Below are 24,240 nucleotides of genomic sequence, written 5' to 3' on the forward strand. Positions count from 1 at the left end.
CTTCCCCCAAACCACCTAAAAACAGACCACTTACACAAACAACTTGACAAGCTCGCTGGGATCTTCGCCATCACTGGCCTCCCAAGAGCTGGTTGATGGCCTGATCGATCGCAATCGAGATTGCTGCACCGATCCCTTTACGCATCAACAGTGACGCGCCGGCAGAGGCGCCGCCGGAGATGATCGCTGCCGCCAGCATGACTGCATCGAGCAGCAGTTTGCCGATCACGAAGGCTCGTAGCCCACGTACCAACCATGCGGCACCACGATACGACGCGGCCGCGGCAGGCGCGTGATCACGAATCGAGATCATCGTCTCAATGTTCGCCTCACCGCCTGACATGTAGGCGCGGAACGCGTCGGCGGTAGGCCCAGCGTTGTTGTTGGTCACGTGGGTGATTGCCTGCTCGAATTGCGCTAACTGCGCATCCACCCGGACAGGCAGCTCCTCCCACAGCTCGGCCCACTGATCCAGCATGTCCTCATTACTGGTGGGCCACTCATACCCCAAATGATTCAACAACTCAATCGCTTTGGCTTTAATGAACGCGACCGGATCGTCAGGGATCGTGACTTCCAAACCAAGAAACGTCACCTCCATCAGATCACCTCCCTACCTGCTTGCCCAGCCAACTGTTGACTGTCAGCCTCGACGGTTTGGTAATCCTGCGCGATCGCGTCCATAGCCGCTGCTTCGCTGGCCACACCCTCCACATACGGGGTCAGCACCTGTTCGTGCATCACCTGCCCGAACACCTGCAACATGATCGTCAGTGCACCATCGACCGTGGATAGGCCACCTTCAGCACCGCACGCACCCGCATCCGTGGTAGCCGCCACCACATCTTGCACCAGCCTCGATGACGCCTGGGCCGCCTCATCGAAGCCCTCCGCGGCGTTCAGCCATGATCGCGGATTAAACTCCACCTGCCCACTCACGACTGCACCTTCGCCGCCGCTAACGTGTCTGCCCACGCCTTGTCCAACTTGCTGTCAGCCACTTGGAACGCGGCACCTAACTCACGCAGATCAGGCAGATGTTCGGTGAGCTCCTCCAACGACCGCCGGTTGAACTCCTCCAACGCGCGGTTGACCGTCGCTCGCACCACACCCTCCACATCCTCGCGGGAAGCCTGCTCAAACCAGAAGGGGTCACAATCAAGCCACGCCACCTGCGAATCACGCACCCCCACACGCACCTCAGCCCGCTCGGAGATAGCCTCCACTTCCAGCTCTGGCACCTCACGCTCACGATGATCCGGCAGAGCAGCAGCCAGTTTTGTCACGTCCGCAATCGCAGAAAACGCATCATCAAATCCACCAACCATGAAGCGAAGACTACGCGCCCCAAGGGTCAACTCACACACAACCGACCCACCAATCACACAACTCCACCGCAAATCACGACGCTGGAAGGATTGGAGCGGTACATCAAGTTCGAATGCAGGTGACACTTGATCCGCAAGTGAGCCGCACAAGTTACCTATGCCCGATGGGAGCCGGGGTGGGACAGCGTCGCGGGCGGACTCCGCCAGTCCTACTGCGACGGTGCCTGCCACAGCGTGTGCCAGGGGACGTCGAAATCGATCAGCATCTGTCGAACGAGCGGCAGGGAGATGCCGACGACGTTGAAGGGGTCGCCATTCAGGGCGGTGACGAATGCCCCGCCGAGGCGGTTGATGGAGAAACCGCCCGCCACGTTGACGGGTTCTCCGGTGGCGACGTACGCCTCGACCTCCTCGTCGGAAAGGTCGGCGAAATTCACGGTGGTCGACCGAATCTGGGTGCTGTGCTCGTCGTGCCCATCGCGACGAACCAGCACGAAATGCCCCGTATGGATGACGGCGGTATGCCCTCGCATCCGCCGCCACAACTGGGCAGCAGCCTCGGGCGTGCGCGGCTTGCCACGCGCCTTGCCCTCGATCTCCATCACGGTGTCCGCCGCCAGCACGACGACGTTGTCGTCGGTGAGTTGATCCGCCACGGTGAGCCCCTTAGCCTTAGCCAAGCGTGTACACAGCGAGGTGGGCGAGGGGTCGCGGACCGTGGATTCGTCGAAGCCGGAGACGACAACGTCAGCCGTGATACCCGCATCGCGGAGCACCCGCCGTCTGGCCTCGGACTGCGACGCTAAGACGACGCGCATCAGCGGCGTCGCCACGCTTCGCGTCCGGGCACCAACGGGGGACGCAAGATGCGATAGTACGAATTCCACCCACCCGCGAGCGGACGGTCGTCGTTGCTGTGCAGCGCGTCTGATTGGCGCTTCTTCGCCAACACAGCAACCAGCGCCGCGAACTCTTCGTCGGTGAGCGGTGTGCCGCGCACGGACCTCGTCGGCTCACTCATAGTGGAATGTTCCCGTGCTTCTTCGGCGGCAGCGTCTCGCGTTTGGTGCGCAGCAGCCGCAGTGCCCGAATCACCTGAGCCCGCGTCTCGTGCGGGTAGATCACCTGGTCGATGTAGCCGCGGTCGGCAGCCACATAAGGGTTGGTGAGCTCGTCGTCGTACTCGCGCACGAGCCGGTCGCGCTCGGACGCAGGATCATCAGCCTCTGCGAGCTGCTTGCGGTAGAGAATCTCCACCGCACCCGACGCGCCCATCACGGCGATCTGCCCCGTCGGCCAGGAGAAGTTGATGTCCGCCCCTAGATGCTTGGACCCCATCACCACGTACGCGCCGCCGTAGGCCTTGCGGGTGATGACGGTAAGCAGGGGGACGGTGGCTTCGGCGTAGGCGTAGATGAGTTTCGCGCCGCGACGGATGATGCCGCGATGCTCCTGATCGACGCCGGGCAGGAAGCCAGGCACGTCAACGAAGGTCAGCACCGGAATGTTGAAGGCATCACAAGTGCGCACGAACCGGGCGGCTTTCTCCGCCGAGTCGATGTCGAGACAGCCTGCGAATACCGTCGGTTGGTTGGCGATGATGCCGATAGTGCGGCCCTCAATACGCCCAAAGCCCGACAGCAGGGAGCGCCCGAACAGCGGCATGACTTCGAGGAACTCGTCGTCGTCGAGCACATTGCGGATGATCTCCAGCATGTCGTAAGGCTGGTTCGGGGAATCCGGGATGAGGGTATCCAGCTGACGATCGTGGTCGGTGATGGTGAGGTCGACTTCCTCGTCGTCGAAAATCGGCGGATCCTCAAGGTTGTTCTGCGGCAGATACGAGATGAGGTCGCGCACATACTCAATGGCATCGTTCTCGTCGGCTGCGAGGTAATGCGCGTTGCCAGACTTGGTGTTGTGGGTGCGCCCGCCACCCAGATCCTCCATCGAGACGTCCTCGCCGGTGACCGTCTTAATCACCTGCGGGCCAGTGATGAACATCTGCGACGTCTGGTCAACCATCACGACGAAGTCCGTGAGCGCCGGGCCGTAGACGTGGCCGCCTGCAGCAGCACCCATGATGAGCGAGATCTGCGGAATCACACCCGACGCGTGGGTGTTCCTGCGGAAAATCTCGCCGTAGAGGCCGAGCGAGACCACGCCCTCCTGGATGCGCGCGCCGCCGCCTTCATTGATGCCGATGATCGGCACGCCGGTCTTCAGTGCGAAGTCTTGAATCTTGACGATCTTCTCGCCATATACCTGGCCCAGCGCGCCGCCGAAGATGGTGACGTCCTGGCTGAACACACACACCGGACGCCCGTGAATCTCCCCAGTGCCGGTGATCACACCGTCACCGAAGGGGCGCTTGGCATCCATGCCAAACGCGGTGGTGCGGTGACGAGAGAATTGGTCGAATTCTTGGAAGGTGCCCTCGTCGAGCAGCATGTGAATGCGCTCACGGGCGGTCTGTTTGCCTTTGGCATGCTGTTTCGCGACGGCCTGCGCCGAGCCTGCGTGGATTGCCGCGTCGATGCGTTCTCCCAGCTCGGCGATGCGACCCGCAGTGGTCTGGGTGTCGATCTCCATGCCGCAACCATACCGCTCACGCCGCTGCAAGGCGCCGAGTTGCGAGAACCGATGCTGCACCAGGGCCTAAACTCACGTTTCGTGATTGAAACACGCATCGATCTTCCGTCCGTGAAGCGCCAGCTCCCAGCCTGCACTATGTGGGGGCCGCTGGACTACGTCGCCTCCACCGGTTCGACGAACGCCGACCTCTCCGTCGAGGCCCACGCTGGGGGTGCAGCCGGGCATGTGCTGTTCGCAGGTGAGCAAACCGCCGGACGCGGCAGGCTCGCACGCACCTGGGTGACACCCCCCGACGCGGCGGTGGCGATGTCGATGCTCCTCGCCCCCACGCAGCCCAAGGAACGCTGGGGCTGGCTGTCGTTACTGACGGGGCTCGCCGTCGCTGACACGCTGGGCGCGCTCGCGCCAGCCGACGTCGACGTCACCCTGAAATGGCCCAACGACGTGCTGGTGGAAGGAGGCAAGGTGTGCGGGATCCTCTCGGAGCGCGTCGAAAGCCCGGCAGGGGCGCGCGCCATCGTCGGGCTCGGCATCAACCTCGCCCTCACCAAGGAGCAACTCCCGGTGCCGACGGCGAACTCCCTGCTGCTCGCCGGATTCGAGACGAGCGCCTCCGACGTCGTCGCCGGCGTGCTCACTCACTTCGAGCGCTACTACCGCGAGTGGGAACGCACCGGAACACTGCGCGACGAGTACCGCGCCCGCTGCGGCTCGATCGGCGCCGACCTCACTATCTCCGTCACCGGCAGCGACCCGATCCCCGGCACCGGGCACGATGTCGACCACGACGGGCGCCTCGAGGTGCGCACGGCCCGGGGCGTGGAGGCGTTCGCCGTCGGGGATGTCGTACATGCGCGTATCGCATGAGAGTATGACGCCATGGCATTCAACGAGAAGTACCTGGGCGCCGGCGAAACCATGGTGCTCCGCCTGCGTGAACACCCCAAGACGCTGATCTGGCCCACCATCATCCTGATCCTGCTGGGGGTAGCCACCGGCGTCGGCATCGCATTCATGCCCGAAGGGTGGAAACCCGCAGGCCTCTGGGTAATCGTCGCGGTGGCGCTCGTGCTGTTCCTCTGGCTGGTGTTCATGCCTTGGCTCAGGTGGTACACCTCGACGATTGCGGTCACGGATCGTCGCATCATCACCCGGCATGGCATCCTGAACCGCAAGGGCCACGACCTGCCGCTGCGCCGCATTAACAACGTCAACTACGACCGCGACCTCATCGACCGCATCTTCGGCTGCGGCACGCTCACGCTTGAGACGGCTGCAGGTAATCCGCTCGAGCTGCACGACATTCCCGACGTGGAGCGCAGCCAGATGATTATCAACGATCTCCTGTTCAACGAGGATGGTCCCGACGGAGACCCCCGCGGCGAGTAATCCACACCGGGCGCCGGGTGGCTGGCGGTAGAGTCAAGGCCGTGCGTTACTCAGTCGGAATCATCGGCGGCGGGCAACTGGCCCGAATGATGCAGCAGGCTGCCATCAGCCTCGGCATCGACGTCCACCTCTTCGCAGAATCCGACGGGGTATCCGCGGCGCAAGTGGTGCCCGACGCGTTCGTCGGCGACTACACCGACTTCTCCGACCTCGAACGCTTCACCGAACGCTGCCAGGTGATCACGTTCGACCACGAACATGTCCCGACGAAGCACCTGCGCGCACTCGATGTCGAATCCAGGCCCGGCCCCGACGCGCTCCAGTACGCCCAAGACAAGGCGGCGATGCGGCAGCGCATGAGCGAACTCGATGCGCCCTGCCCGGCCTACGTCGTGTGCGACAGCGCCGCTGACGCCGTCGCGTTCGGGGAACAGCAGGGCTGGCCGATCATTCTGAAGACCTCCCGCGGAGGCTACGACGGCAAGGGCGTGTGGAAGATTGACGGGCCCGACGAGGTGGCGCAGGTCTTTGCGGAGAAGCCGGAGGTGTCGGCCGGGGAGCCCGTGCGCATCGTCGCCGAGGAGTTCATCGATTTCTCCCGCGAGCTCTCCGCCATCGTCGTGCGCTCGCCGTCAGGCCAGGTAGTGGCGTACCCCATCTCAGAGACGGTGCAGCGCGATGGCATCTGCGTCGAGACGACGACGCCCGCGCCGGGACTCGACGAGGAGCGCGCCGCCCGGCTGCAGTCCATGGCCATCCGCATCGCGAGCGAACTCGGCGTCGTCGGTGTGCTCGCGGTGGAACTCATGGAAGCTCCCGACGGACGCATCGTCGTGAACGAGCTCGCCATGCGCCCGCACAACACCGGCCACTGGAGCATCGACGGCGCTGTCACCAGCCAGTTCGACAACCACCTCCGCGCGGTGCTGGATCTGCCGCTCGGCGCGCCGGACATGACCGCGCCGGTCGTCGTCATGGCCAACGTGCTGGGCGGATCTGAGGACGACCTCACCGGTGCACTGCAACACGTCTACGCCCGCGACCGCCACGCGCACGCGCACCTCTACGGCAAAGATGTACGGCCAGGGCGCAAGGTGGGACACGTCACCTGCACCGGCGACGATGTCGACGATGTGCGCCGTCGTGCCCGGCACGCTGCAAACTACATGATGGGAGTTGAACGATGAGTGATCCGCTGGTGAGCGTCGTGATGGGCTCGGACTCGGATTGGCCGACGATGGAGCCCGCTGCGAAAGCACTCGAGGATTTCGACGTCGCCTATGAGGCCGACGTGGTCTCCGCCCACCGCATGCCAGAAGACATGGTGTCCTTCGGACGAGAGGCGCACCGTCGGGGAATCAGGGCAATCATCGCGGGCGCCGGGGGAGCGGCGCACCTTCCCGGCATGATCGCAGCCCTCACACCACTGCCGGTGATTGGGGTTCCGGTGCCGCTCAAGCAGCTCGACGGCCTTGATTCGCTGTTGTCGATCGTGCAGATGCCGGCGGGGGTGCCCGTCGCGACGGTGGCCATCGGCAATGCGCGCAATGCGGGTCTGCTCGCAGTGCGGATATTGGCGGCGACCGACCCTGCATTGCAGGGGAAGATGCTCGCCTTCCAGGGGGAGCTGCGCGATCTCGCGCGCGCGAAGGGCGAGAAGGTGCGCTCTGCGCTCTGAAACTCCACAGCAACGAGTGAAGGGCCCGGCGTAATCGCCGAGCCCTTCATCTACTCGTGAGGGGTTAGTCGTCGAAGACCACCCGCACGATGCTCTTCGTCCGATCACCGTCGGCGCTGCTCGTCATGCCGACGGCTGCGATCGGTTCGACGTACTGTTTCGACTCCTCATCCATGTTGCTGCCGGCAATCTCGGCGACGGCATTCACGTTCACGAAGATGACGACTTGTGCATCGTCGGTGACAACCTTCTTGTAGAGGTCGTTGTCCTTCAGTGACCCGCCCGTTACCTCGTCGGCTGAGTAGCCGCGGGTATAGGTGACGGTGTTGCCTTCAGTGCTGCGCTGAATCGGAACTTCACCGCCCTGCGCTTCCAACTGCTTGAACAGCGGGTCGAGGAGGGAGTTATGACGCTCGACGTCATCGGTGGCAACCTTGACGCCCACCTTCGCGTCGTTCACTTGGCCACCTTCGGACACCACGTCGACAGCTGCCGCCAGCTGCTTGCCGAGCAGCGCCTTCACGTCCTCTTCTGACTTCAAGCCCACCTGGGCGAGCTTGTCCTTCATCCCCGGAGCGCTATCGAGCTGCTTCCACAGCTGGCTGATCATTTCGTCGTTGAAGGCTACGCCAAAGGCCATCGGGGCATCTGCGGGAAGCGAGCCCACGAAGTCCTTCACCGACTCGCTCTTGCCGTTTTCAACATCTGAAGCGAAGGAGGAATGCAGCGTCAGCATGTTGTCCTCGACGTGCAGGCCAATTGCGCCGTGCACCGACTTCAGCGCCTCGATCTGTTCGAGCGTCGCACTGTCGATATTAGGCGAATCGCTTATTTCGAGGGCCATCTGGATGGCCTTGGTGCTCACCCAGGCACTGGCGAGGTTGCTGCCTTCGAGGGCCGCCATATCAGCCTTGTACTGCTCGTCGTCCTTGATGGAGCCTTTCTCGAGCGCGGCCTTGATGTCGGAGTCCTTATCCTCGACCACCATCAGGTTGTTATGGAAGAAGTGCTTGGTGTTGTCACCGCCGTGCTCCTTCATGAACGCATCGGCCTTGCCCTCGTCGGTGACCTCCACCGCCAGCACCGGCGTGACGGGGTCGTCACGGCGCTGGCCCAGCTCGTCATCGTCGCTGTTGGTGCCGCCCTCGACGGGCAGGACGCCGATTGAGAGCGAATTGCCCAACCAAGGCTTCACATCTTCCTGGTAGTTGATGTCGCTATCATCGTCGGCGACGAGTTCCCACAGGACCTCTTTGTAGTCGTCGGTATCTGGCAGGTCGGAGCCTTCAGGGAACTTCTCGACGATGTTCTTCAGCGCGAGCTTGTCGGCATCTGCCGGGTTGAGCGACAGCTCGACGACGGCGATAGCGTTGCTCGGAACGCCCGCCGTGGCTGCCGAGGGGGAAGTTCCGTTGAAGAAGTTGTAGGCGAAGAAACCGCCGCCGACCACCAGGCCCGCAGCGACGACGCCGCCGATCACGACGGGAAGCTTCGACTTCGTCTTGGTGCCAACCGGGCCGCCGGGACCCCCAGGACCACCGTACCCACCAGGACCGCCGGGGCCGCCAGGGGCGCCTGGGCCTGCCGGGCCCTGCTGCTGATAGCCGCCAGGAGCCCCCTGCGGGTTGCCGCCTGGTTGTCCTCCCTGGAAGTGAGGACCTTGGTTTGGCTGCTGGCCGCCGAAGTTTCCGGGGCCGTGAGGCTGATTCGGTGGGCCTTGGTAGCCGCCTTGCCCGCCACCCTGAGGGTGGTTATTCCATTGCTGCTGGCTCACGATCTCTCCTTTGTGTGTGCAGTCGTTATCCAGGGTACGGGTAAATGAGGTCATTTTCACACGTCCGACGGCCAGGGCCCTGCGCACACAGGAGCAGTGACGAACGTTACCGGTGCTCAGCAACCGCGTCGATATCGCCTCTGGCTATGGCATTGAACACCTTCGACGCGTTCTTTTTGTCCCAGATCACCGTCGAACCCGCCGACGTGCGCGCGTTTGCGTTCGAGATGGGCACGGTGAGCGCGATGCCGTTACCAGTCGCGCCAGAGATCAATCCGACGCCGGCGCCCGTAACAGCGCCGATCCCCGTGCCCTCAGTGCGGGTCAGGGAACGCGCGGCGCCGGTGTTGACCTGCCAATACCTGACGGGGTTGATGAAGGTCATGGGGTGCAGGACGGACTGCATGATCTGGCCCATCACTTCCCGTTGGCGCTCCATCCGCCCGAGGTCGCCGCGTTTGTCGGCCTTCCGCATCCGAGCGTAGCTGAGGGCGGTGACGCCGTCGGCTTTCTGGCAGCCGCCTGGGATGTCGAGGTGCGAATCGCGATCCTTGATGGCCTTCTTGGGGCAGATTTCGATGCCACCGACGGCATCCACGACGTCAACGAGCCCGAGCATGCCGATCTCCAAGTAGCCGTCGATTTTGATGCCGGTGTTGCCTTCAATGGTGCGGATGAGTAGCGGCGCGCCGCCGAGCGCGTAGGCGGCATTCAGCTTGTTCTTGCCGTGCCCCGGAATGTCGACGTAGGAATCCCGCGGGAAGCTCAGCAGCACGGATTTCCCGTTCGGGGCTGTGTACAGCAGCATCATCGTGTCGGTGCGCCCGCCTGCCGTGGAGCCGGTGCCGAGGCGTCGTCGGTCTTCAGGGGAGAGGCTGTCGCGCCCGTCGCTACCGACGAGCAGCACTGCGGTGCCTGGCTGGTCGGAAAGCTCGCTCTCAACGCCTTGCACTGTCGAGATATTCATGAATGCCAGCACTGGCACCGTCACAAGGTACGCGATCCACAACACGAACAGCAGCACCAACAGCTTGAACAGGCGCCGCTTTTTTCGGCGCCGACGTCTGCCCCGCTGCGTTGGCGGTGGGGCAGACGGGTACGGGTACGGCGTCGGGGGCTGGTGGCCAGGCGTAGCGTACGCCTCCGGATATGCCGACGGTGCACTCGCCAGCCGTTGATCTGAGCCGGGTTCACGCGACGGGGTCACCCACTCGGGCGCGGATGCGGCGTCGGGAATGTCGGAAGAGGGCATGACGCGTGTGTGTTCCGGCTCGTTCTCGTCGTACAGCCAGCGCAGGTCATCCCGATTCGTCACGCAAACGATCATACGTGGAAGCCAATCGCGTACGCCTCGGCGCGCCATGGGTGATACGCCTCGTCGGGGGGAGTCATACTTGAGCGACCCGAACTCTCAGGAGGAGAGCTGTGACCAACGCCCAAGTCGAGGTGGCTCGCGTCCGTCTGCGCAGAGCGATTGGTTGCCTCCTGTTCTCCGCCGTGTTGCCGGGCTCCGTGCAGCGCTACGTCGGCAACCGTCGCGTGGGGGTGCTCGCGGCGCGCGTGCTCGCAGGGCTCTTCGTATCGCTCGTAGTCGTCGGCCTTTCGGTGCTCATTGCGCCGGGGGCCACCGTCGGGTTCCTCCTCACGCCGTGGGTCACGGTGGTTTGCCGCGTTGCGCTCTGGATGTTGTTCATCGGTTGGGTTGCTCTGCTTGTCGACTCCTGGCGCTTATCACGCCCTATGGAATTGCCGCAGCGAGCACGCTTGGCCATGACGCTCACCGTCGTCGCTTTGGCCGTGGTGATGGGACTGGTGACGAATCTCATCGCGGGAGCCTTCGCGGCCGCAGGCAACGTCGGCTCTGTGCTGCCGGGCGGTGGGGACACTGAGAAGAAGGCGGGTCGCTACAACATCATGCTGCTGGGCGTTGACGCCTCCGACGAGCGCATCGGGGTGCGGGCGGACTCCGTCAACGTCGCATCGATCAACGCGGAGACCGGCCAGACGGTGATCTTCGGGCTGCCCCGGAACATGCAAGGCGTTCCGTTCCCGAAGGATTCTCCCATGCACGCGATCTACCCCGATGGGTTCCGGTGCGCGAACAACGAGTGCATGCTGAACGCGATATGGACAGTCGCTGAGGAACACGCCGACCAGTTCCCCGAAGGCCTCAACGTTGGGTTGGCTGCGACGAAGGCTGCGGTGGGGGAGACACTCGGCCTTGACATTAACTACTACGCGCTGGTGGACATGCACGGCTTCTCGTCCATCATCGACGCGATGGGCGGCATCAACATCGATGTGATGAAGCGTATCCCCATTGGTGGCGGCAGCTCGCCGGTGTTCGGCTACATTGAGCCCGGCAAGGATGTACACCTTGACGGCAAACACGCGCTGTGGTTTGCGCGCTCCAGGCACGGCTCCAGCGATTACGAGCGCATGCAACGTCAGAAATGCGTGATGAGCGCCATGGTGGCACAACTCGACCCGCAGGTGGTGGCCACCCGCTTCGTCGAACTCTCCGAAGCGGGCAAAGACCTCCTGCTCACCGATGTGCCGCGCGACCAGATCGTTGAGCTGGCGGGGCTCGCGCTCGAGGCCCGCAACCGGCAGATTGCCTCTGTCAACTTCATGCCCCCGCTCATCCCGGACACCGCCCACCCCGACTTCGGGCTGATCCGCGAGACAGTGCAGTCGGCAATCAAAGCCTCCGAGCAGTCGGACAAAGCAGGCAAGAGCGCGACAACGGCTGCGCCGAGCCCGCAACTGAGTGCACCGCCTGCCCACAGCATCAACCCCGCGCCGCAAGCGTCCGCATCGGCGTCGGCCACCCTCGAGAGCGATGACAAGGCGTACACGGCTGGGCAAACCACGGGCGATCTTCAGTCTGTGTGCTCGGTGAACTGACCGAGGCAACAAGGCATGACTCGACTGAGCGCACACCACATGCAAGAAACTGGCCGTGGAGGGCCCAAAAACGAATCTGGCGTGCGTCCAGTCGAGCATCTGCGAGGATGAGCTTGGGGAGGGCTCGATACAGTGACGGGTATGGATGTCAGCGTCGTGATGCCGGTGCGCAATGAAGAAGCGCACCTGGAAGCCGCCGTCGAGCGTGTACTGCAACAAGACAGAAGCGGTGAGCTGGAGATCATCATCGCCGTCGGGCCTTCCGTCGATCACACGGAAACAATCGCCGCCGCGCTGGCCGAGAGATATTCAGAGGTCACCGTCGTAGACAACCCGACGGGGTACACGCCGGCTGGGCTGAACATCGCCATCGCCGCATCGCACTACGACGTCATCGTGCGCGTCGACGGACACGGTGAACTGAGCGACGGCTACATCGTCAAGGCAGTGCAACTTCTGGAAGAAACGGGTGCGGCCAACGTCGGGGGAATCATGGATGCACAGGGCCGCACATCGCTCGAGCGCGCCATCGCGGCCGCCTACAACTCGCCCTACGGTCTGGGCGGTGGTGGTTTCCATGTGAAAGACACCCCTGCAGGGCCAGCCCAGACCGTCTTCCTGGGTGTGTTTCGTCGCGACGCGCTGGAATCGGTGGGTGGATTCGACGAGTCGTTGCACCGCGCACAGGATTGGGAACTGAACTACCGCCTGCGCAAGGCTGGCTTCCGCATTTGGTTCTCACCTGAGCTGCGGGTGGTGTACCGGCCACGCTCGACGTATCGGGCGCTCGCGCAGCAGTTCTATCGCACGGGCAGCTGGCGTCGCGAGATCATCCGCCGCTACCCCGAAACCGCATCCGTGCGCTACCTCGCCCCGCCCATCGCCGTCGCTGGCTTCACAGGAGGGCTGGTGGGCGGGCTCGTCGGACTGCTCACACGGAACAGGTATCTCACCTTCCTGCTGCTCGCGCCAGCGGCCTACACCCTGTTCTTGCTCGTGGCCACGGCGCGCATCGACGCCGACTTCCAGGCGAAGCTCCGCCTACCGCTGGTGCTCGCTGTGATGCACGGGTGCTGGGGCGCTGGTTTCATGCGCTCAACCCCAGCCTGAGGAGCGCAGCGATGTACCCAGCCGCCAGGCGCGACGAGACGGTAATTGACGACATCGGCGGGCACGCCGTCGCAGATCCATACCGGTGGCTCGAGAACCCATCGCCGGAGACGGAAGCCTTCATCGAGGCGCAAAACGCGTTGTCGCGCCCTAAACTCGACGCGCTTCCCAACCGGGATGCGTTCGAGCGCATCCTTCACCGCGTGCTGTCGGAACCCACCCGTAACTGCCCGGTACAGCGCGGCGGGTGGCTGTTCGCGTGGCACAATGACGGCGACGACCAGCCCCGTGTCGTGCGTGCGCGCAGCTTTGACGACCTGGAAACCGCCGAGACCATCCTCGACCCCAACGGCGGTGACGGCACCACCGCCATCGTGCAGTTCGCGCCCAACGATGACGCCTCGCTGTTGGCCTATGCCGTCGCGGAGGCCGGCTCCGATTGGCACACTATCCGCGTGCTCGACCTCGCGTCGCTCGAAGACACCGGCGTCGAGATCCGCTGGGCAAAATGGAACATGCCTACCTGGCTGCCAGGCGGCAGGCGCTTCACTTACTGGGTCTACCCGGAGCCCACCGGCAACGCGCTCACCGACGAGAACGCCGCCGGCGTCATGTATGCCTTCGACATGGATGCACGTTGCAGCGAGCTGTACTGGCAGCCCGACGACCCCCGAACAATGCCGTACCGATTCCCCGACGACGAGTGGTGTCTGCTGTTTGCGCGTCGAGGTCTTGAATCGCGCACCCAGGTATTCGTGAGGCTGCACGAGGATGCGGAACTGCGGCTTCTCGTCGATGGCCAGGGCCAGTGGTGGCCGGTCGCGGTGCGCGGTCGGGAGCTCATCTGCGGCACCGACGAAGACGCGCCGCGTGGCCGGGTGGTCGCCGTCGACCTCCTCGACGGGGCCAGGCGCGAGCTCGTGGCCGAGCGCTCACGCCAGACGCTGCTCGCCTTCGACGCCACCCGCACCGGTTATCTCGCGCACTGGATGGTGGACGCGCAGTCATGCGTCGAACTGCTTGACCTCGACGGCGTGCCCGGCGATGCACTGCCGGTCGGCGACGGCGTCAGCATCGCGGGGCTCTCGACGCACGAGGACTCCGACGACGTGTTCCTCGCCACGTCTACGTTCACTGACCGGGGGCAGCGGGCGCACGCCCTCGTCGACGGGGGCAAGCTCGTCGATTGGCGAACCACAAGGCCAGATGGTCAGTTCTCCGTACCTAGCCGTACGCGCCGCGTCCGTGTGACGTCGAGCGACGGTGTCGAGGTGCCTGCCTTCGTCATCGAACCTGACGGGCCCACCGACGGTCCGCGCCCGACGCTGATGTGGGGCTACGGCGGCTTCAACCTCCCCGTCATGCCGGACCATAGGCCCATCTTCGCGGCGTGGATTGCCGCGGGCGGCACGCTGGTTATCCCCAATCTGCGCGGCGGCGGAGAGTTCGGGGAACAGTGGCACGAGCAGGGCACGAAAGCACACAAACAGCAGGTATTCGACGACCTCTTCGCCGTAGCCGAGCGCATCATTGCCGACGGGGTGACCACGCCGTCGCAGCTCGCCTTGCACGGGCGATCCAACGGCGGGCTGCTCGCGGCCGCCGGGCTCACGCAGCGCCCTGATCTGTGGGCGGCCGTGCTGCCGAGCGTAGGGGTACTCGACATGCTGCGCTACCACCGATTCACCATCGGGTGGGCCTGGGCGAGGGACTACGGCAACCCCGATGAGCCCGGCGTCGCCGAATACTTGCTGCGGTACTCGCCACTGCACAACGTGCGTAACGTGGAGTATCCGCCCACGCTCATTACGACTGCCGATCACGACGACCGCGTGGTTCCCGCCCACTCATACAAGTTCGCCGCTGAGCTCCAGCACACGGGCGAGGGTGGGCCGTTCTGGCTGAGCGTCGATACGCGCGCGGGCCACGGCGCGGGCAAACCGAAGCACGCCCAGCTGCGGGAATACACCGATCAACTCGCCTTCGCCGCAGCCCACGTCGGGCTCACGCCTCGCTGATCGACGCCCTCTCAGCGACGGCGATCTCGCGCACGCGCTCCTCGTCGAGGTCAACCGTGATGACACTCGAACCGCCGCCCCGCAAGGGCGCGGCGAGTGCGTCGCGCAGGAACTCCCAGCTGCTGGTTGGCTGGGCGAATAGCAAGCGGTTGGAGCGCCCCTCGACCTTGTCGAGGTCGGCGTAGGAGCGCTCGCCCCAGGCTGGGTCGGTGGGGGCTGGTGTTCCCTCGACGGCGGCGTCGGGCTGAGCGAGCACGTCGGCGTAGTCGGCGCAACCCGGGGGAGTGGCGTCGAAACCGAGCCCGAGCGGGTGCAACGAGCAGGCGATGGTGACGTCACCTCGTCGCGCATCTTCCGGGCCGACCACCGCGAACGCGGCACCTTCCGACACTCCCGCGACGACGTGCCCACCAGCGAACCAAATAGCCGCCGTCCAGATCAGCGACACCCAGTGGCCGGGGTGGGACTCAGCCAAGCCGAGCGCGAGCGCCTCGTCGCTCTCGCCTCCCAGATCATCGAAGAAGTTCGCCGTCTTCATCACCCAGTTCGAGAAGGTGACGCCAGACAGTTCGACGCGGGCATCCCCCTCGTAGTAGGTGATGAGTGGGGTGGGGCTCGGGTGAGTGAACACGTCGGAGAACATGTCGGTCATCGTAGTGGCGCTGTTGAAGTGGTGAAGGTCACCTGACCTGCAAAACTCGACACTAGATCGTCCACACCCCGCTATTTCGGCAGGGTAGAGCTTTCTGATGTCGAGTTTTGCAGTTTCACGAGCGCCTACGTCCACGCATTGCTGCCGCTGTCCGGCTCGCGCCCACCTTGCTACGGTTAGCTCATGCGTTACGTCGTCATCATGGCCGGCGGGTCCGGCACCCGCCTATGGCCGCTGTCTCGCAAGGGCCGCCCGAAGCAGCTTTTGGACATGTTCGAGGGGAAATCGCTGCTGCGACTGGCGTGGGAGCGGCTTGAAGGGCTGGTGCCGTCGGATCAGGTGTTGGTGTGCACCGGCAGGGACTATGCCGACGATGTCCGCGAGCAGATTCCGGAGCTCTTGCCCGAGAATCTCCTCGGGGAACCTGTGGGGCGCGACTCGCTCAACGCAGTGGCGTGGTCGGCTGCGGTACTGGATCAACGCGATCCGGACGCGGTTGTGGCGATGGTCACCGCCGACCAGATCATCACCCCCGTCGAACGTTTCCAAGCCGCGCTGCGACGCGCATTTGAAACAGCGGAGCGACGCCCCGACTCGTTGTGCACCCTGGGCGTGGTGCCCACCACTGCGCATACCGGATACGGCTACCTCCACCGTGCCGACGAGGTGGAGCCAGGCGTGTTTCGCATCAGCGAGTTCAAGGAGAAGCCGAGCGCCGATGTCGCCGCGCGCTACCTCGAAGCAGGAGAGTATTGGTGGAACGCAGGCATGTTCGTGTGGCGCGCCAGCACTCTGCTGGCGCAGCTCGATCAGCTCCTGCCGGAGAACGCGAAGAAGATCCGACGCATCGTCCGCGAGCCCGAAACGCTCGATGAACTCTTCCCAACGCTGACGAAAACGTCGGTGGACTACGCAATCATGGAGCCGGCCTCCACCGGCCGAACGGGCGCGCAGGTGGTGAGCGTGCCGCTCGAAGTGGAGTGGAAGGACGTCGGAGGCTACGCCAGCTATGCGGAGCTGCTCCCGAGCGATTCCGACGGAAATGCTCGTCGCGGTGCCACGGTCACGATGGATTCCTCCGGCTGTATCGTCCTCAACATGACAGGCGGTGATCACGTTGTCGCCGCGCTCGGACTGGAACGGCAACTCGTCGTCGTGACGCCTCAGGCCACGCTGGTGGCGAGCCTGGACGACCTCGAGAACGTGAAAGCCCTCGTCGCCAAAGTGGCCGAGGAGTACGGAGCCGAATGGGCATGACTCGATTCGCCCGCACTACGACGAGCCCGCTGCCGTCGCTGCTCGTGGTTTGCCTTGCGCTCGCAGGCCTGGCGCAAGGGGTATCGCTGATGCTGCATACGCTCGATCCGGAAGGTTTGGCGCTCCTGCAACGCGGCGGTGTCGTGCCCATGTGGGCGCTGTGGTTGAGTGTCGCACTATCGGTGTTGGCGAGCAACGTCGCCGTGTGGGCGCGCATGGTAGTAGTGCTGTGTTCGGCGATTGGTGTCGTCTTTCGCGGCGTGATGGTGTGCTTGGCCTGGCCGGCTGGAGAGCAAGTCGGTAGGAATCATGGCGTGGCGCTCGTGATCGATTTGACTGCGTCCTTCGTCGTCGCCGTGGCGCTCACCGTGTGGGCGGCTTGGGGCATCGCCCCGGTTCGCCGTGAAACCGCCAAACCTAAGAGCCGGCGCGACGGGAGCGTTCCGCTACTGCTCCCGCTGCAGCGAAGCATCTCGCCGACACCGCTGAACGGCTCAGCCGCGCCGGAGGCACTGAAGACATTCCCCGACGTGCCGGTGCCCCCGAACCCTGTGTGCTCCGAGAACCCGCAGTCCGCGCCCACGCCGGTGGGTATCCATCGCGCGGGGTCCGTGGAAGAATCGGCCCCGCGCAATGACTGGCGCCAGGTGTCGTCTCCATGGCCGCGCGCGGTGGAGGACGACCCGGACGGCACGCTGCTGCGACCACCCCGGCGTCGCGTTCCTCACCAGCGCCGCTGACCGGATACACGGACGCATCCCGGCGTGTCGTGTTGCGAACTACTGAGCTCTTTTCACCCCTCCGCTTGACGTGCTCTAATAACACGTGTGTAATTCATGGGTAAAGGAGGGCCCGGTGAACGAAGCACTAATGCTCTTGGACGACGAAGGTGCCTACGGTTGGCAGGCGGAGGCCTTGTGCGCCCAAACTGATCCTGAGGCCTTCTTCCCTGAAAAGGGTGGCTCCACGCGCGAAGCCAAGAGCGTGTGCCAGAAGTGCAACGTGAAGGAGCAGTGCCTCGAGTACGCTCTCGCCCACGATGAGCGCTTCGGCATTTGGGGTGGTCTCTCGGAGAGGGAACGGCGTAAGCTCAAACGCGCAGTAGTCTGAATACGGAGGAGCGCGTGAGCGAAGCCGACGATGGGCAGCGCTTCAAAGATCTTTGGGCGTGGGCCGACGAGGACGACGAGGAGTTCGTCCCAGATCCAGTACATCCTGACGATGTCGTAGCCGTGATGGTGGTGCGAGACGCCGCGTCGTGGCTTGCTGAACAACTTGACGCGCTCGGTGCCATGACGCAGCGTCCTGGCACCGTCGTCGCTGTAGATGTTGCGTCGACGGATGAGTCGGCTGAGTTGCTGCGCGCCGCCGTGGGTGAGGGCGTGATCGACAAGGTGGTCTCCGTCGAGCGCGAGTGCAGCTTCCCGGAAGCCGTCGCCGCCGGCATCGACGGCGAACCAGCTTGGATTTGGGTGCTGCACGACGACTCCGCGCCCGACCCGACGGCGCTGGCCGAACTGCTCATGATCGCGCCTACCGCCGACCTCATGTTTCCCAAACTGATTGAGCCCAGGCGGCGCAACTACCCAGACATCATCGCTGAGTGCGGGCAAACGATGACCAAGGGCGGACGTCGCGTCGGCATTCCCGAAGAAGGCGATGTCGACCAGCGTCAGCTCGAACCCGGTGCCACCTTGGGCGGCTCCACGGCCGGCATGTTGGTGCGCGGCGAGCTATGGCGTGAACTTGGTGGGCTTGCCCCCGAGTTACCCGGGCATCGCGACGGGGTTGACCTCGGCTGGCGCGCCAACATCGCTGGCTGGCGCGTAGCGACGGCGCCGACCGCGACGCTTGTGCACCGCCAAGCGTCCATGGCGGGAGAGCGCCCCGTCGCTCACCATCCCCACTTCGACGATCGCCTCGCGGCCCTGCGCATCGCCAGCGTGCACGGCGCTGGGTCGACGCGGCTGCTCTTGAGCAGCTGGTGCCGCGCCGTCGGTTTTCTACTCGCCAAATCGCCTGGCCACGCCCGCGCAGAATTACGCGCCCACCGACGGTTCGCGGCCACCCGCGACGTCACCCGTGCCCTCCGCGAGCGCGTACCCGAGGGCGACGCCTCCGCCGTGGAGGACCTGCTGCCCGCCAAGAGCTGGGGCCTGCGCAAGGCTTTCGACTCGGTGGGCAGCGCGGTGGCTGGGCGCTACCGCGACTTCACCTCCGACACCTCCCTCGACGAGCTCACCTCCGACGAGTTCGGTGCCCACGACGCCGCCCAACGCCCTCCAATCGCGCCCGGGGTGCTCCTGGTGTTCGCGTTCCTGCTGGTTGGCATCGGAGCGAGCTGGCGGTTGTGGGGCGGGGTTGACATCGCAGGCGGCGGCATGTTGCCCGCCCCAGCTAGCCTCACCGCCGCCTGGCAAGCATTCCTGCACGACGCGAATCCGTCGCTGGGGTTGGGTGCGTTGATGAGCACTCTGCTCGGCGGACAACCGTGGCTGGCGAATTTCATCGCGGTGCTCCTCGCGCCGCCGTTCGCGGCGCTCGCGGTCAACTCGCTTGGGCGCCAGCTCGGGGTGCGCCCAAGCCTCGCGGCAGCCGCCGCCGTCGTGTGGGGTGCAGCGGCGCTGGTGTTGGGTCTGCCCTCGGGTGGTGACGTCAGTGGCCTGGTTGCGGCCACCGTCGGGCCGCTCGTGGTGAAACAGGCGCACCGCGTTATCCTTGACCGCTCCGGCGGGGCGGAACGCCTGCGAGCGCCCGCCATCGGGGCGTTTTGGCTGTTCGTGCTCGCGGCGTTCTGGCCGCCAGCGCTGGTGCTCGCGACGATCGCCGTCGTGGTGGGCTTCGGCCTAGGACGGGTGCGAGGTGTACCGGGCGCGACTTTCGTCGTGCCGGTATGGCTGCTGTTCCTGCCCTGGCTAGGACATCTCGTGCGTTACCCCGGGCGCGTGTTCACGGGCATCGACCCGCTCGCCTGGCCCGACTTCCCGCCCGCCGGGTGGGCGCTGCTGGCGGGGCGCCTCATGCCCGCAGGCATCCCGGTGTGGTTGAGTGTTGGGTTCTTCGTCGGGTTGGCGCTGCTTGCGATGTGGGGCCTGCTGCGCATTCCGGAGACGGCGCGACGGTGGGGAGTCGTCGGCTTGATCGTCGCACCGTTGGTGGTGGGCGTGGGGTTGTCTCGCCTGGCGCTCACCGTCGACGGCGGCCAGGCGCGTGCGCTGCTGTCGCCCTGGGCGCTGCTCACCGTCGCGGGGATGATCGCCGCCATGGTGCTCGCAGAGCGTCCGCGTGTCGCGGAATATCCGCGCGCGTTCGCCGTTGTGGGCTCCGGATTGCTCGCGGCTGTGGTGCTGGGCGCGTGGCCGATCGTCGGCATGCAGGGACCCGTGAGCGCCGAGGGCGGGGCCTTGCCCGGCTACGTGCGTAACGTGCTCGCCTCGCCGAGAGACAGCCGCGCCTTGCTGATCGAGAAATCTGGCGACGAGCTGGCATGGAACGTCGCCGACTCCTCGCATCCGCAGTGGGGTAGCGCCGAACGCACCCCGGGAGGGGAGCTCGGCGGGCAGTTTGAGCAACTGGTGCAGGCCTTCGCCGGTAGCCAGGTGCCCGACGACCTCGCCCAGCGGCTGCAGCACGTCGCCGTGTCGCATGTGTGGCTGCGGGGATTCTCCGCCGACGAACTTCTCGCGCTCGGCAACGCCGAGGGCCTCACGAGTGCCCCGAGTGGCGACGCCACCGTGTTCACGGTCACTGGCCTGGTGAGCCGGGCCGCCATCGTGGAAGGGCAGGCGCGGGTACCGGTCGTCGAGGGCAAGATTCCTTCCGGGGATGCATCTAGGCGCCTCGTCATCGCCGACCCCGACGTTGTCGAGGTGCGCGTTGCTGACACGCGGCTAAAACGCGTCGATGGCGAGCTACCGACGTTCGAGCTCGGCGAGTTGCGTGGCGCGCTCGAATACTCGACTGGGCGCCGCTTAATTGCCGTCGGTTGGATGGCATTTGTGCTGCTCGGGCTAGGGTTGCTGGCGGTGCCGACGATGCAACCACGCGCGGGCGCCCGTCGGGCAGGAGGGGACGAATGATGAAGCTGCACGTGTTGCCCGTCGCCGCGGTCGCCGTGGGGGCGGCGGCTGCGCTCGGCATCAGCCTGATCTCGCCCGTCCCAGTGGAACTCCACTCGCAGGTCACGCCGCCGCTCGAGAGCCGGATCGCCTGCCAGCCGCTGAGCGATGGCGAACTGCTGGCCTCCGGGCAAGGGAAGGTCGTCACCGCCCAGGTGGGCGGCGATGCGAGCGCCCCGCGCGAAGCGGTGCGAGAGCCCGCGAAGGTGCTCACCACCGTCCGCGGCATTGCTCCGACGGGTGGCGTGCTTGGAGCCGACGGTATCTGGGCGCCCTGCCAAGCCCCGGCCACCAGCGGCACTGTACTGTGGCCCGACGCGTCGAAGGCCGAGCTGCGGCTCACGAACCCCGACGCCACCGACTCTTCCGTCGACCTCATTTTGACGGGGCCCGACGGCGAAATCAGCGCGGTGGGCGCGCGCGACATTGCGCTTTCGCCAGGGCAAACGCGTCAGGTGGCCGTGTCCGTCCTGGCCCGCGGCGTCAACGGCCCGGTCGCCGCCCACTGGACCACGAGCCGAGGCCGAGCGCTCGCCGTCGGTGTGACCGCGGGCACCGTGCGCTTCGCAGCGCCTTCTACTACGCCCGCCACCACGCAGACGCTGCCCGGGCTGGCGCGCGGCGGGAAACCGACGGTGCTGATCGCCAATCCCGGCGAGCGCCGCGCCACAGCCAGCGTGGCCTTCCACGCGCCATCCAGCACGTTCACACCCACCGGCGGCGAGGGGATATCGATCCCCGCGCGCTCCGTCGTGGCGGTCTCACTCGAGGAGGGCACCGCCGGTGAGCCCGGCGCATTCACCGTCGTGAGTGATGAGCCGGTGGCCGCGTCGTTGCATTCGACGACGGGCGACGTCGCCGCAGCCAGAGGCGGTGCGACGCAGGATGTAGCGCTTACCGGCCTCGTGCCCGCGGGCTCCACACTGCAACTCACCAACACGGGTGCGAAACAAGCAAAGGCGACGGTGACGCTTGGCGGCACCACGCAGGATGTCCTCGTAGAGTCCGGCACTACCGGGACGTTGCCGGTGCCAGGCGAGGGCGCGGTTGCGGTGAGTGTCGCGGCCGATCAACCGCTTGTTGGCGTGGCAGTGACGGGGAAGGGTGCGGCAGTAGTGCCACTTGGCACGGGCACCGTCGCGAAGGCGAAGCCGCTCACCGCCAAGCTTGACCCAACGCTGCGCTAACCCCAGTTGGCGTGGCCGCCGAGGTCGTCAATGCTGCGTCCGGTGAGCGTGGCGAGCTGTTCGACGAGGGTGCGGTGCACGAGCTCTTTGAGCGCGACGGGCGATGAGGCGCGGTGCTCGAGGGGGCGCTCATAGAGAACGACGCGGGCGCGCTGGTGCTGGTCGGCCTCGACACCGGCCGAGAGCGGCACGCGCTCGCCCGACCACCGACTGTTGAGGTACGGAACTTCTTCCACAGCGACCATGACGTCGTCGAGCGCGAGAGCATCGTGGGCGAGCACTGCGGCGATCGCGTCGCGCACGCACTGGCTGAAGAAATCCTGCCGCGACTGGGCGCGGTTGAGGCGGGCGGGGGAGCCGGGAGCCGTCAGCGGACCACGGAATCCGCGTCCATGTCGGTCTCTTCTGCGTGGCATGGGCCAACTCTAGCCTGATCGTGGTTAGTCTCTCGTGTGTGCGCCGTTGTTCTCGATCCTCCTGCGATGCCCCTGCCGTCGCGACGCTCACCTATGCTTACGCCGAATCGACGGCGGTGATGGGGCCGCTCGCGGCAACCCACGAGCCGGGCACCTACGACCTGTGCGCCAAGCACGCCGAGTCGATGTCGGTGCCGAAGAACTGGGAAGTCATCCGCCTGCCTGACACGGATCCCGTCGCGGAGCATCGCGCAGAAACCGTCGACGATGAGCTCATGGCGCTCGCCGATGCTGTCCGCAAGATCGGGCTTCGCCACGACGAGGTGGTTTTGCCGCAGGCCCCGTCTGCGCCGGCCGAACCGGTGGAGCCCAGGCTGCGCATCGTGCGTGACTGAAGGAGGGGCGCTAGGCTGAGCCTGTGCTGAACGACCAGATTTTCAAGGCTAACGACATCCGCGGCGTCGTCGCCGGGAACCAGCCGGAATGGGACACCGAGGGAGCGGCCCAGCTGGGCGCCGCATTTGTGGAGCTCACGGGGGCGAGCGAGTTCGTGTTGGGACGCGACATGCGCCAGCTGGGGGAGGAACTATCGTCCGCGTTCGCGGAGGGTGCCCGACGGGCAGGTGCCGATGTCGTGAGGCTTGGCCTCACCAGCACCGACCAGCTGTGGTACGCCTCGGGCGAGACGAGCCTGCCGGGCGTGCAGTTCACGGCGAGCCACAACCCCGTCGAGTACAACGGCATCAAGTTTTGCCTCGCCGACGCGCGCCCCGTGCCTGCCGACTTCATGATGAAGCTGCGCGACCTCGCCCCGACGGTGGACCTGTCGCGTCCTATCACCGGGGGCGTGCGCGAGTGGGATTCGCTCCCGGGCTACGCGCAGAAGCTGTGCGAGCTCGTGCCCGTGCGCGCCGAGCGGCGGTTGAAGGTCGTGGTGGATGCGGGCAACGGCATGGCTGGGCACACCGTCGATGCCGTGCTGGGCGGGCGCAATGTGGAGGTGGTGGGGCTCTACTTGGAGCTCGACGGGTCGTTCCCGAACCACCCGGCCAACCCACTGGTGCCGGAGAACCTCGTCGATGCCCGGTGCGCTGTCGTCGAGCACGGGGCCGACCTGGGGCTGGTGTTCGACGGCGATGCCGACAGGTGCTTCATCATTGACGAGCGCGGCGAAGTGGTCGACCCGTCGGTGGTCACCGCGATGATCGCGCGGGCGGAGCTGCAGCGGGAGCCGGGGTCAGTGATCGTCATCAACACCATTACGTCGCAGTGCGTGGCCGAGGCCATTGAGGGTCGAGGGGAGCTGGCGCGCTCGCGCGTTGGGCACACGTACGTGAAGGCGCTGATGGCTGAGCGTAACGCGATCTTCGGCGGCGAGCATTCCGCGCACTACTACTTCCGGGACTTTTGGTCGGCCGATACCGGCATGCTCGCCGCGCTGCACGTCATGGAGACGGTGCGTGCCGGCGGTGCGTTGTCTGCGCTGGCTAGCGAGTTCGATGGGTACGCTCGCTCCGGTGAGATCAACTCCACCGTCGCGGATGCCGATGCTGTGCTCGATGCGGTGGCGGCGGCGTTCGAGGGTCGCGGGCGGCACGAACTAGGCGATGGGCTCACCATCCGCGACGCCGACGCCGGCTGGTGGGTGAATTTGCGCCCGTCGAATACCGAGCCGCTGCTGCGCCTGAACGTGGAAGCCCGCGATGAGGCGACGATGACCGCCCTGCGCGACGAGGCCCTCGCCCTCGTGCGTGGCGCATCGGTGGTTGAGTAGCCTGCGGTAGCGGGCTTACCGAAACCACATCTGCCGG

24 protein-coding genes are annotated in these 24,240 nt (G+C 65.5%); 14 read left to right on the forward strand and 10 right to left on the reverse strand.

Annotation, left to right across the window (positions count from 1 at the left end; all coding sequences use genetic code 11):
* Positions 1–70: 70 nt before the first annotated feature.
* From Q0X61_RS07410 to Q0X61_RS07435, 6 genes are all read right to left on the reverse strand, one after another.
* Positions 71–601, reverse strand: a complete 531-nt coding sequence (locus Q0X61_RS07410; protein WP_297741829.1) for a hypothetical protein — start codon at positions 599–601, stop codon at positions 71–73.
* A complete protein-coding gene (locus tag Q0X61_RS07415) occupies positions 601–939 on the reverse strand; it encodes a hypothetical protein (protein WP_297741831.1) in 339 nt (112 codons plus the stop codon). Before Q0X61_RS07415 ends, Q0X61_RS07410 begins: the two co-directional genes overlap by 1 nt.
* A complete protein-coding gene (locus Q0X61_RS07420) occupies positions 936–1,328 on the reverse strand; it encodes a hypothetical protein (RefSeq protein ID WP_297741833.1) in 393 nt (130 codons plus the stop codon). Before Q0X61_RS07420 ends, Q0X61_RS07415 begins: the two co-directional genes overlap by 4 nt.
* Before the next feature lie 209 nt (positions 1,329–1,537).
* Positions 1,538–2,146 (reverse strand): nucleoside triphosphate pyrophosphatase, encoded by a 609-nt coding sequence (locus Q0X61_RS07425; RefSeq protein ID WP_297741835.1) that lies wholly within the window; start codon positions 2,144–2,146, stop codon positions 1,538–1,540.
* On the reverse strand, positions 2,146–2,349 hold the full coding sequence (locus Q0X61_RS07430) for an acyl-CoA carboxylase subunit epsilon (protein ID WP_297741837.1): 204 nt from the start codon (positions 2,347–2,349) through the stop codon (positions 2,146–2,148). Before Q0X61_RS07430 ends, Q0X61_RS07425 begins: the two co-directional genes overlap by 1 nt.
* Entirely contained in the window at positions 2,346–3,920 is a 1,575-nt protein-coding gene (locus tag Q0X61_RS07435) for an acyl-CoA carboxylase subunit beta (protein ID WP_297741839.1), read from the reverse strand. Before Q0X61_RS07435 ends, Q0X61_RS07430 begins: the two co-directional genes overlap by 4 nt.
* An 81-nt stretch (positions 3,921–4,001) precedes the next feature.
* On the opposite strand from Q0X61_RS07435, the gene Q0X61_RS07440 reads away from it, so the two are divergent.
* From Q0X61_RS07440 to purE, 4 genes are read left to right on the forward strand one after another with little or no spacing between them, the layout of a single operon-like run.
* Positions 4,002–4,790 carry a biotin--[acetyl-CoA-carboxylase] ligase gene (locus Q0X61_RS07440; protein ID WP_297741841.1) on the forward strand — a complete coding sequence of 263 codons (789 nt, stop codon included), beginning with the start codon at positions 4,002–4,004 and terminating at the stop codon, positions 4,788–4,790.
* Positions 4,791–4,802: 12 nt separating this feature from the next.
* On the forward strand, positions 4,803–5,312 hold the full coding sequence (locus tag Q0X61_RS07445) for a PH domain-containing protein (RefSeq protein ID WP_297741843.1): 510 nt from the start codon (positions 4,803–4,805) through the stop codon (positions 5,310–5,312).
* Between the two features lie 41 nt (positions 5,313–5,353).
* On the forward strand, positions 5,354–6,499 hold the full coding sequence (locus Q0X61_RS07450) for a 5-(carboxyamino)imidazole ribonucleotide synthase (protein WP_297741845.1): 1,146 nt from the start codon (positions 5,354–5,356) through the stop codon (positions 6,497–6,499).
* A complete protein-coding gene (purE, locus tag Q0X61_RS07455) occupies positions 6,496–6,990 on the forward strand; it encodes a 5-(carboxyamino)imidazole ribonucleotide mutase (protein WP_297741847.1) in 495 nt (164 codons plus the stop codon). The genes Q0X61_RS07450 and purE overlap by 4 nt, the downstream gene beginning before the upstream one ends.
* 64 nt (positions 6,991–7,054) lie before the next feature.
* Here purE and Q0X61_RS07460 read toward each other — a convergent pair whose 3' ends face one another.
* Both Q0X61_RS07460 and Q0X61_RS07465 read right to left on the reverse strand, forming a co-directional pair.
* Positions 7,055–8,764 (reverse strand): DUF3352 domain-containing protein, encoded by a 1,710-nt coding sequence (locus Q0X61_RS07460; RefSeq protein WP_297741849.1) that lies wholly within the window; start codon positions 8,762–8,764, stop codon positions 7,055–7,057.
* Positions 8,765–8,870: 106 nt separating this feature from the next.
* A complete protein-coding gene (locus tag Q0X61_RS07465; RefSeq protein ID WP_297741850.1) occupies positions 8,871–10,079 on the reverse strand; it encodes an LCP family protein in 1,209 nt (402 codons plus the stop codon).
* A gap of 110 nt (positions 10,080–10,189) precedes the next feature.
* Between Q0X61_RS07465 and Q0X61_RS07470 the strand changes: the two genes are divergently transcribed.
* From Q0X61_RS07470 to Q0X61_RS07480, 3 genes are all read left to right on the forward strand, one after another.
* Entirely contained in the window at positions 10,190–11,671 is a 1,482-nt protein-coding gene (locus Q0X61_RS07470; protein WP_297741852.1) for an LCP family protein, read from the forward strand.
* Between the two features lie 141 nt (positions 11,672–11,812).
* Positions 11,813–12,781, forward strand: a complete 969-nt coding sequence (locus Q0X61_RS07475; protein ID WP_297741854.1) for a glycosyltransferase family 2 protein — start codon at positions 11,813–11,815, stop codon at positions 12,779–12,781.
* A gap of 11 nt (positions 12,782–12,792) precedes the next feature.
* Positions 12,793–14,799 (forward strand): prolyl oligopeptidase family protein, encoded by a 2,007-nt coding sequence (locus Q0X61_RS07480; RefSeq protein WP_297741856.1) that lies wholly within the window; start codon positions 12,793–12,795, stop codon positions 14,797–14,799.
* Here Q0X61_RS07480 and Q0X61_RS07485 read toward each other — a convergent pair.
* Entirely contained in the window at positions 14,786–15,442 is a 657-nt protein-coding gene (locus Q0X61_RS07485; RefSeq protein WP_297741858.1) for a TIGR03089 family protein, read from the reverse strand. The genes Q0X61_RS07480 and Q0X61_RS07485 overlap by 14 nt on opposite strands.
* A 192-nt stretch (positions 15,443–15,634) precedes the next feature.
* Here Q0X61_RS07485 and Q0X61_RS07490 point away from each other — a divergent pair, with 192 nt between their 5' ends.
* The 5 genes from Q0X61_RS07490 to Q0X61_RS07510 all read left to right on the forward strand — a co-directional run bounded on the left by Q0X61_RS07490 (position 15,635) and on the right by Q0X61_RS07510 (position 22,013).
* Complete coding sequence (locus Q0X61_RS07490; RefSeq protein ID WP_297741860.1) at positions 15,635–16,708, forward strand: mannose-1-phosphate guanylyltransferase; 1,074 nt, start codon at positions 15,635–15,637, stop codon at positions 16,706–16,708.
* On the forward strand, positions 16,699–17,448 hold the full coding sequence (locus tag Q0X61_RS07495; protein WP_297741862.1) for a hypothetical protein: 750 nt from the start codon (positions 16,699–16,701) through the stop codon (positions 17,446–17,448). The genes Q0X61_RS07490 and Q0X61_RS07495 overlap by 10 nt, the downstream gene beginning before the upstream one ends.
* 130 nt (positions 17,449–17,578) lie before the next feature.
* Positions 17,579–17,818, forward strand: coding sequence for a WhiB family transcriptional regulator (locus Q0X61_RS07500; RefSeq protein WP_297741888.1), 240 nt, complete (start codon positions 17,579–17,581; stop codon positions 17,816–17,818).
* 14 nt (positions 17,819–17,832) lie between these two features.
* Positions 17,833–20,787: a glycosyltransferase gene (locus Q0X61_RS07505; protein WP_297741864.1), complete on the forward strand. Its 2,955-nt coding sequence runs from the start codon at positions 17,833–17,835 to the stop codon at positions 20,785–20,787.
* On the forward strand, positions 20,784–22,013 hold the full coding sequence (locus Q0X61_RS07510) for a DUF5719 family protein (protein WP_297741866.1): 1,230 nt from the start codon (positions 20,784–20,786) through the stop codon (positions 22,011–22,013). The genes Q0X61_RS07505 and Q0X61_RS07510 overlap by 4 nt, the downstream gene beginning before the upstream one ends.
* On the opposite strand, the gene Q0X61_RS07515 is transcribed toward Q0X61_RS07510, so the two are convergent.
* Positions 22,010–22,429 (reverse strand): metallopeptidase family protein, encoded by a 420-nt coding sequence (locus Q0X61_RS07515; RefSeq protein ID WP_297741868.1) that lies wholly within the window; start codon positions 22,427–22,429, stop codon positions 22,010–22,012. The genes Q0X61_RS07510 and Q0X61_RS07515 overlap by 4 nt on opposite strands.
* Before the next feature lie 38 nt (positions 22,430–22,467).
* On the opposite strand from Q0X61_RS07515, the gene Q0X61_RS07520 reads away from it, so the two are divergent.
* A complete protein-coding gene (locus Q0X61_RS07520) occupies positions 22,468–22,824 on the forward strand; it encodes a DUF3499 domain-containing protein (RefSeq protein WP_297741870.1) in 357 nt (118 codons plus the stop codon).
* Positions 22,825–22,847: 23 nt separating this feature from the next.
* Positions 22,848–24,203: a phosphomannomutase/phosphoglucomutase gene (gene manB / locus Q0X61_RS07525; protein ID WP_297741872.1), complete on the forward strand. Its 1,356-nt coding sequence runs from the start codon at positions 22,848–22,850 to the stop codon at positions 24,201–24,203.
* Positions 24,204–24,240 lie beyond the last annotated feature (37 nt).

This window comes from uncultured Tessaracoccus sp., from assembly GCF_947255005.1.
Taxonomy (GTDB): domain Bacteria; phylum Actinomycetota; class Actinomycetes; order Propionibacteriales; family Propionibacteriaceae; genus Arachnia.

Bases quoted from the DNA above. Each gene is read 5' to 3' on its own strand.
- Q0X61_RS07410 (WP_297741829.1), bottom strand. From the start codon at position 601: ATGGAGGTGACGTTTCTTGGTTTGGAAGTCACGATCCCTGACGATCCG.
- Q0X61_RS07420 (WP_297741833.1), bottom strand. From the start codon at position 1,328: ATGGTTGGTGGATTTGATGATGCGTTTTCTGCGATTGCGGACGTGACA.
- Q0X61_RS07425 (WP_297741835.1), bottom strand. From the start codon at position 2,146: ATGCGCGTCGTCTTAGCGTCGCAGTCCGAGGCCAGACGGCGGGTGCTC.
- Q0X61_RS07430 (WP_297741837.1), bottom strand. From the start codon at position 2,349: ATGAGTGAGCCGACGAGGTCCGTGCGCGGCACACCGCTCACCGACGAA.
- Q0X61_RS07435 (WP_297741839.1), bottom strand. From the start codon at position 3,920: ATGGAGATCGACACCCAGACCACTGCGGGTCGCATCGCCGAGCTGGGA.
- Q0X61_RS07445 (WP_297741843.1), top strand. From the start codon at position 4,803: ATGGCATTCAACGAGAAGTACCTGGGCGCCGGCGAAACCATGGTGCTC.
- purE (WP_297741847.1), top strand. From the start codon at position 6,496: ATGAGTGATCCGCTGGTGAGCGTCGTGATGGGCTCGGACTCGGATTGG.
- Q0X61_RS07475 (WP_297741854.1), top strand. From the start codon at position 11,813: ATGGATGTCAGCGTCGTGATGCCGGTGCGCAATGAAGAAGCGCACCTG.
- Q0X61_RS07480 (WP_297741856.1), top strand. From the start codon at position 12,793: ATGTACCCAGCCGCCAGGCGCGACGAGACGGTAATTGACGACATCGGC.
- Q0X61_RS07485 (WP_297741858.1), bottom strand. From the start codon at position 15,442: ATGTTCTCCGACGTGTTCACTCACCCGAGCCCCACCCCACTCATCACC.
- Q0X61_RS07490 (WP_297741860.1), top strand. From the start codon at position 15,635: ATGCGTTACGTCGTCATCATGGCCGGCGGGTCCGGCACCCGCCTATGG.
- Q0X61_RS07495 (WP_297741862.1), top strand. From the start codon at position 16,699: ATGGGCATGACTCGATTCGCCCGCACTACGACGAGCCCGCTGCCGTCG.
- Q0X61_RS07500 (WP_297741888.1), top strand. From the start codon at position 17,579: ATGCTCTTGGACGACGAAGGTGCCTACGGTTGGCAGGCGGAGGCCTTG.
- Q0X61_RS07510 (WP_297741866.1), top strand. From the start codon at position 20,784: ATGATGAAGCTGCACGTGTTGCCCGTCGCCGCGGTCGCCGTGGGGGCG.
- Q0X61_RS07515 (WP_297741868.1), bottom strand. From the start codon at position 22,429: ATGCCACGCAGAAGAGACCGACATGGACGCGGATTCCGTGGTCCGCTG.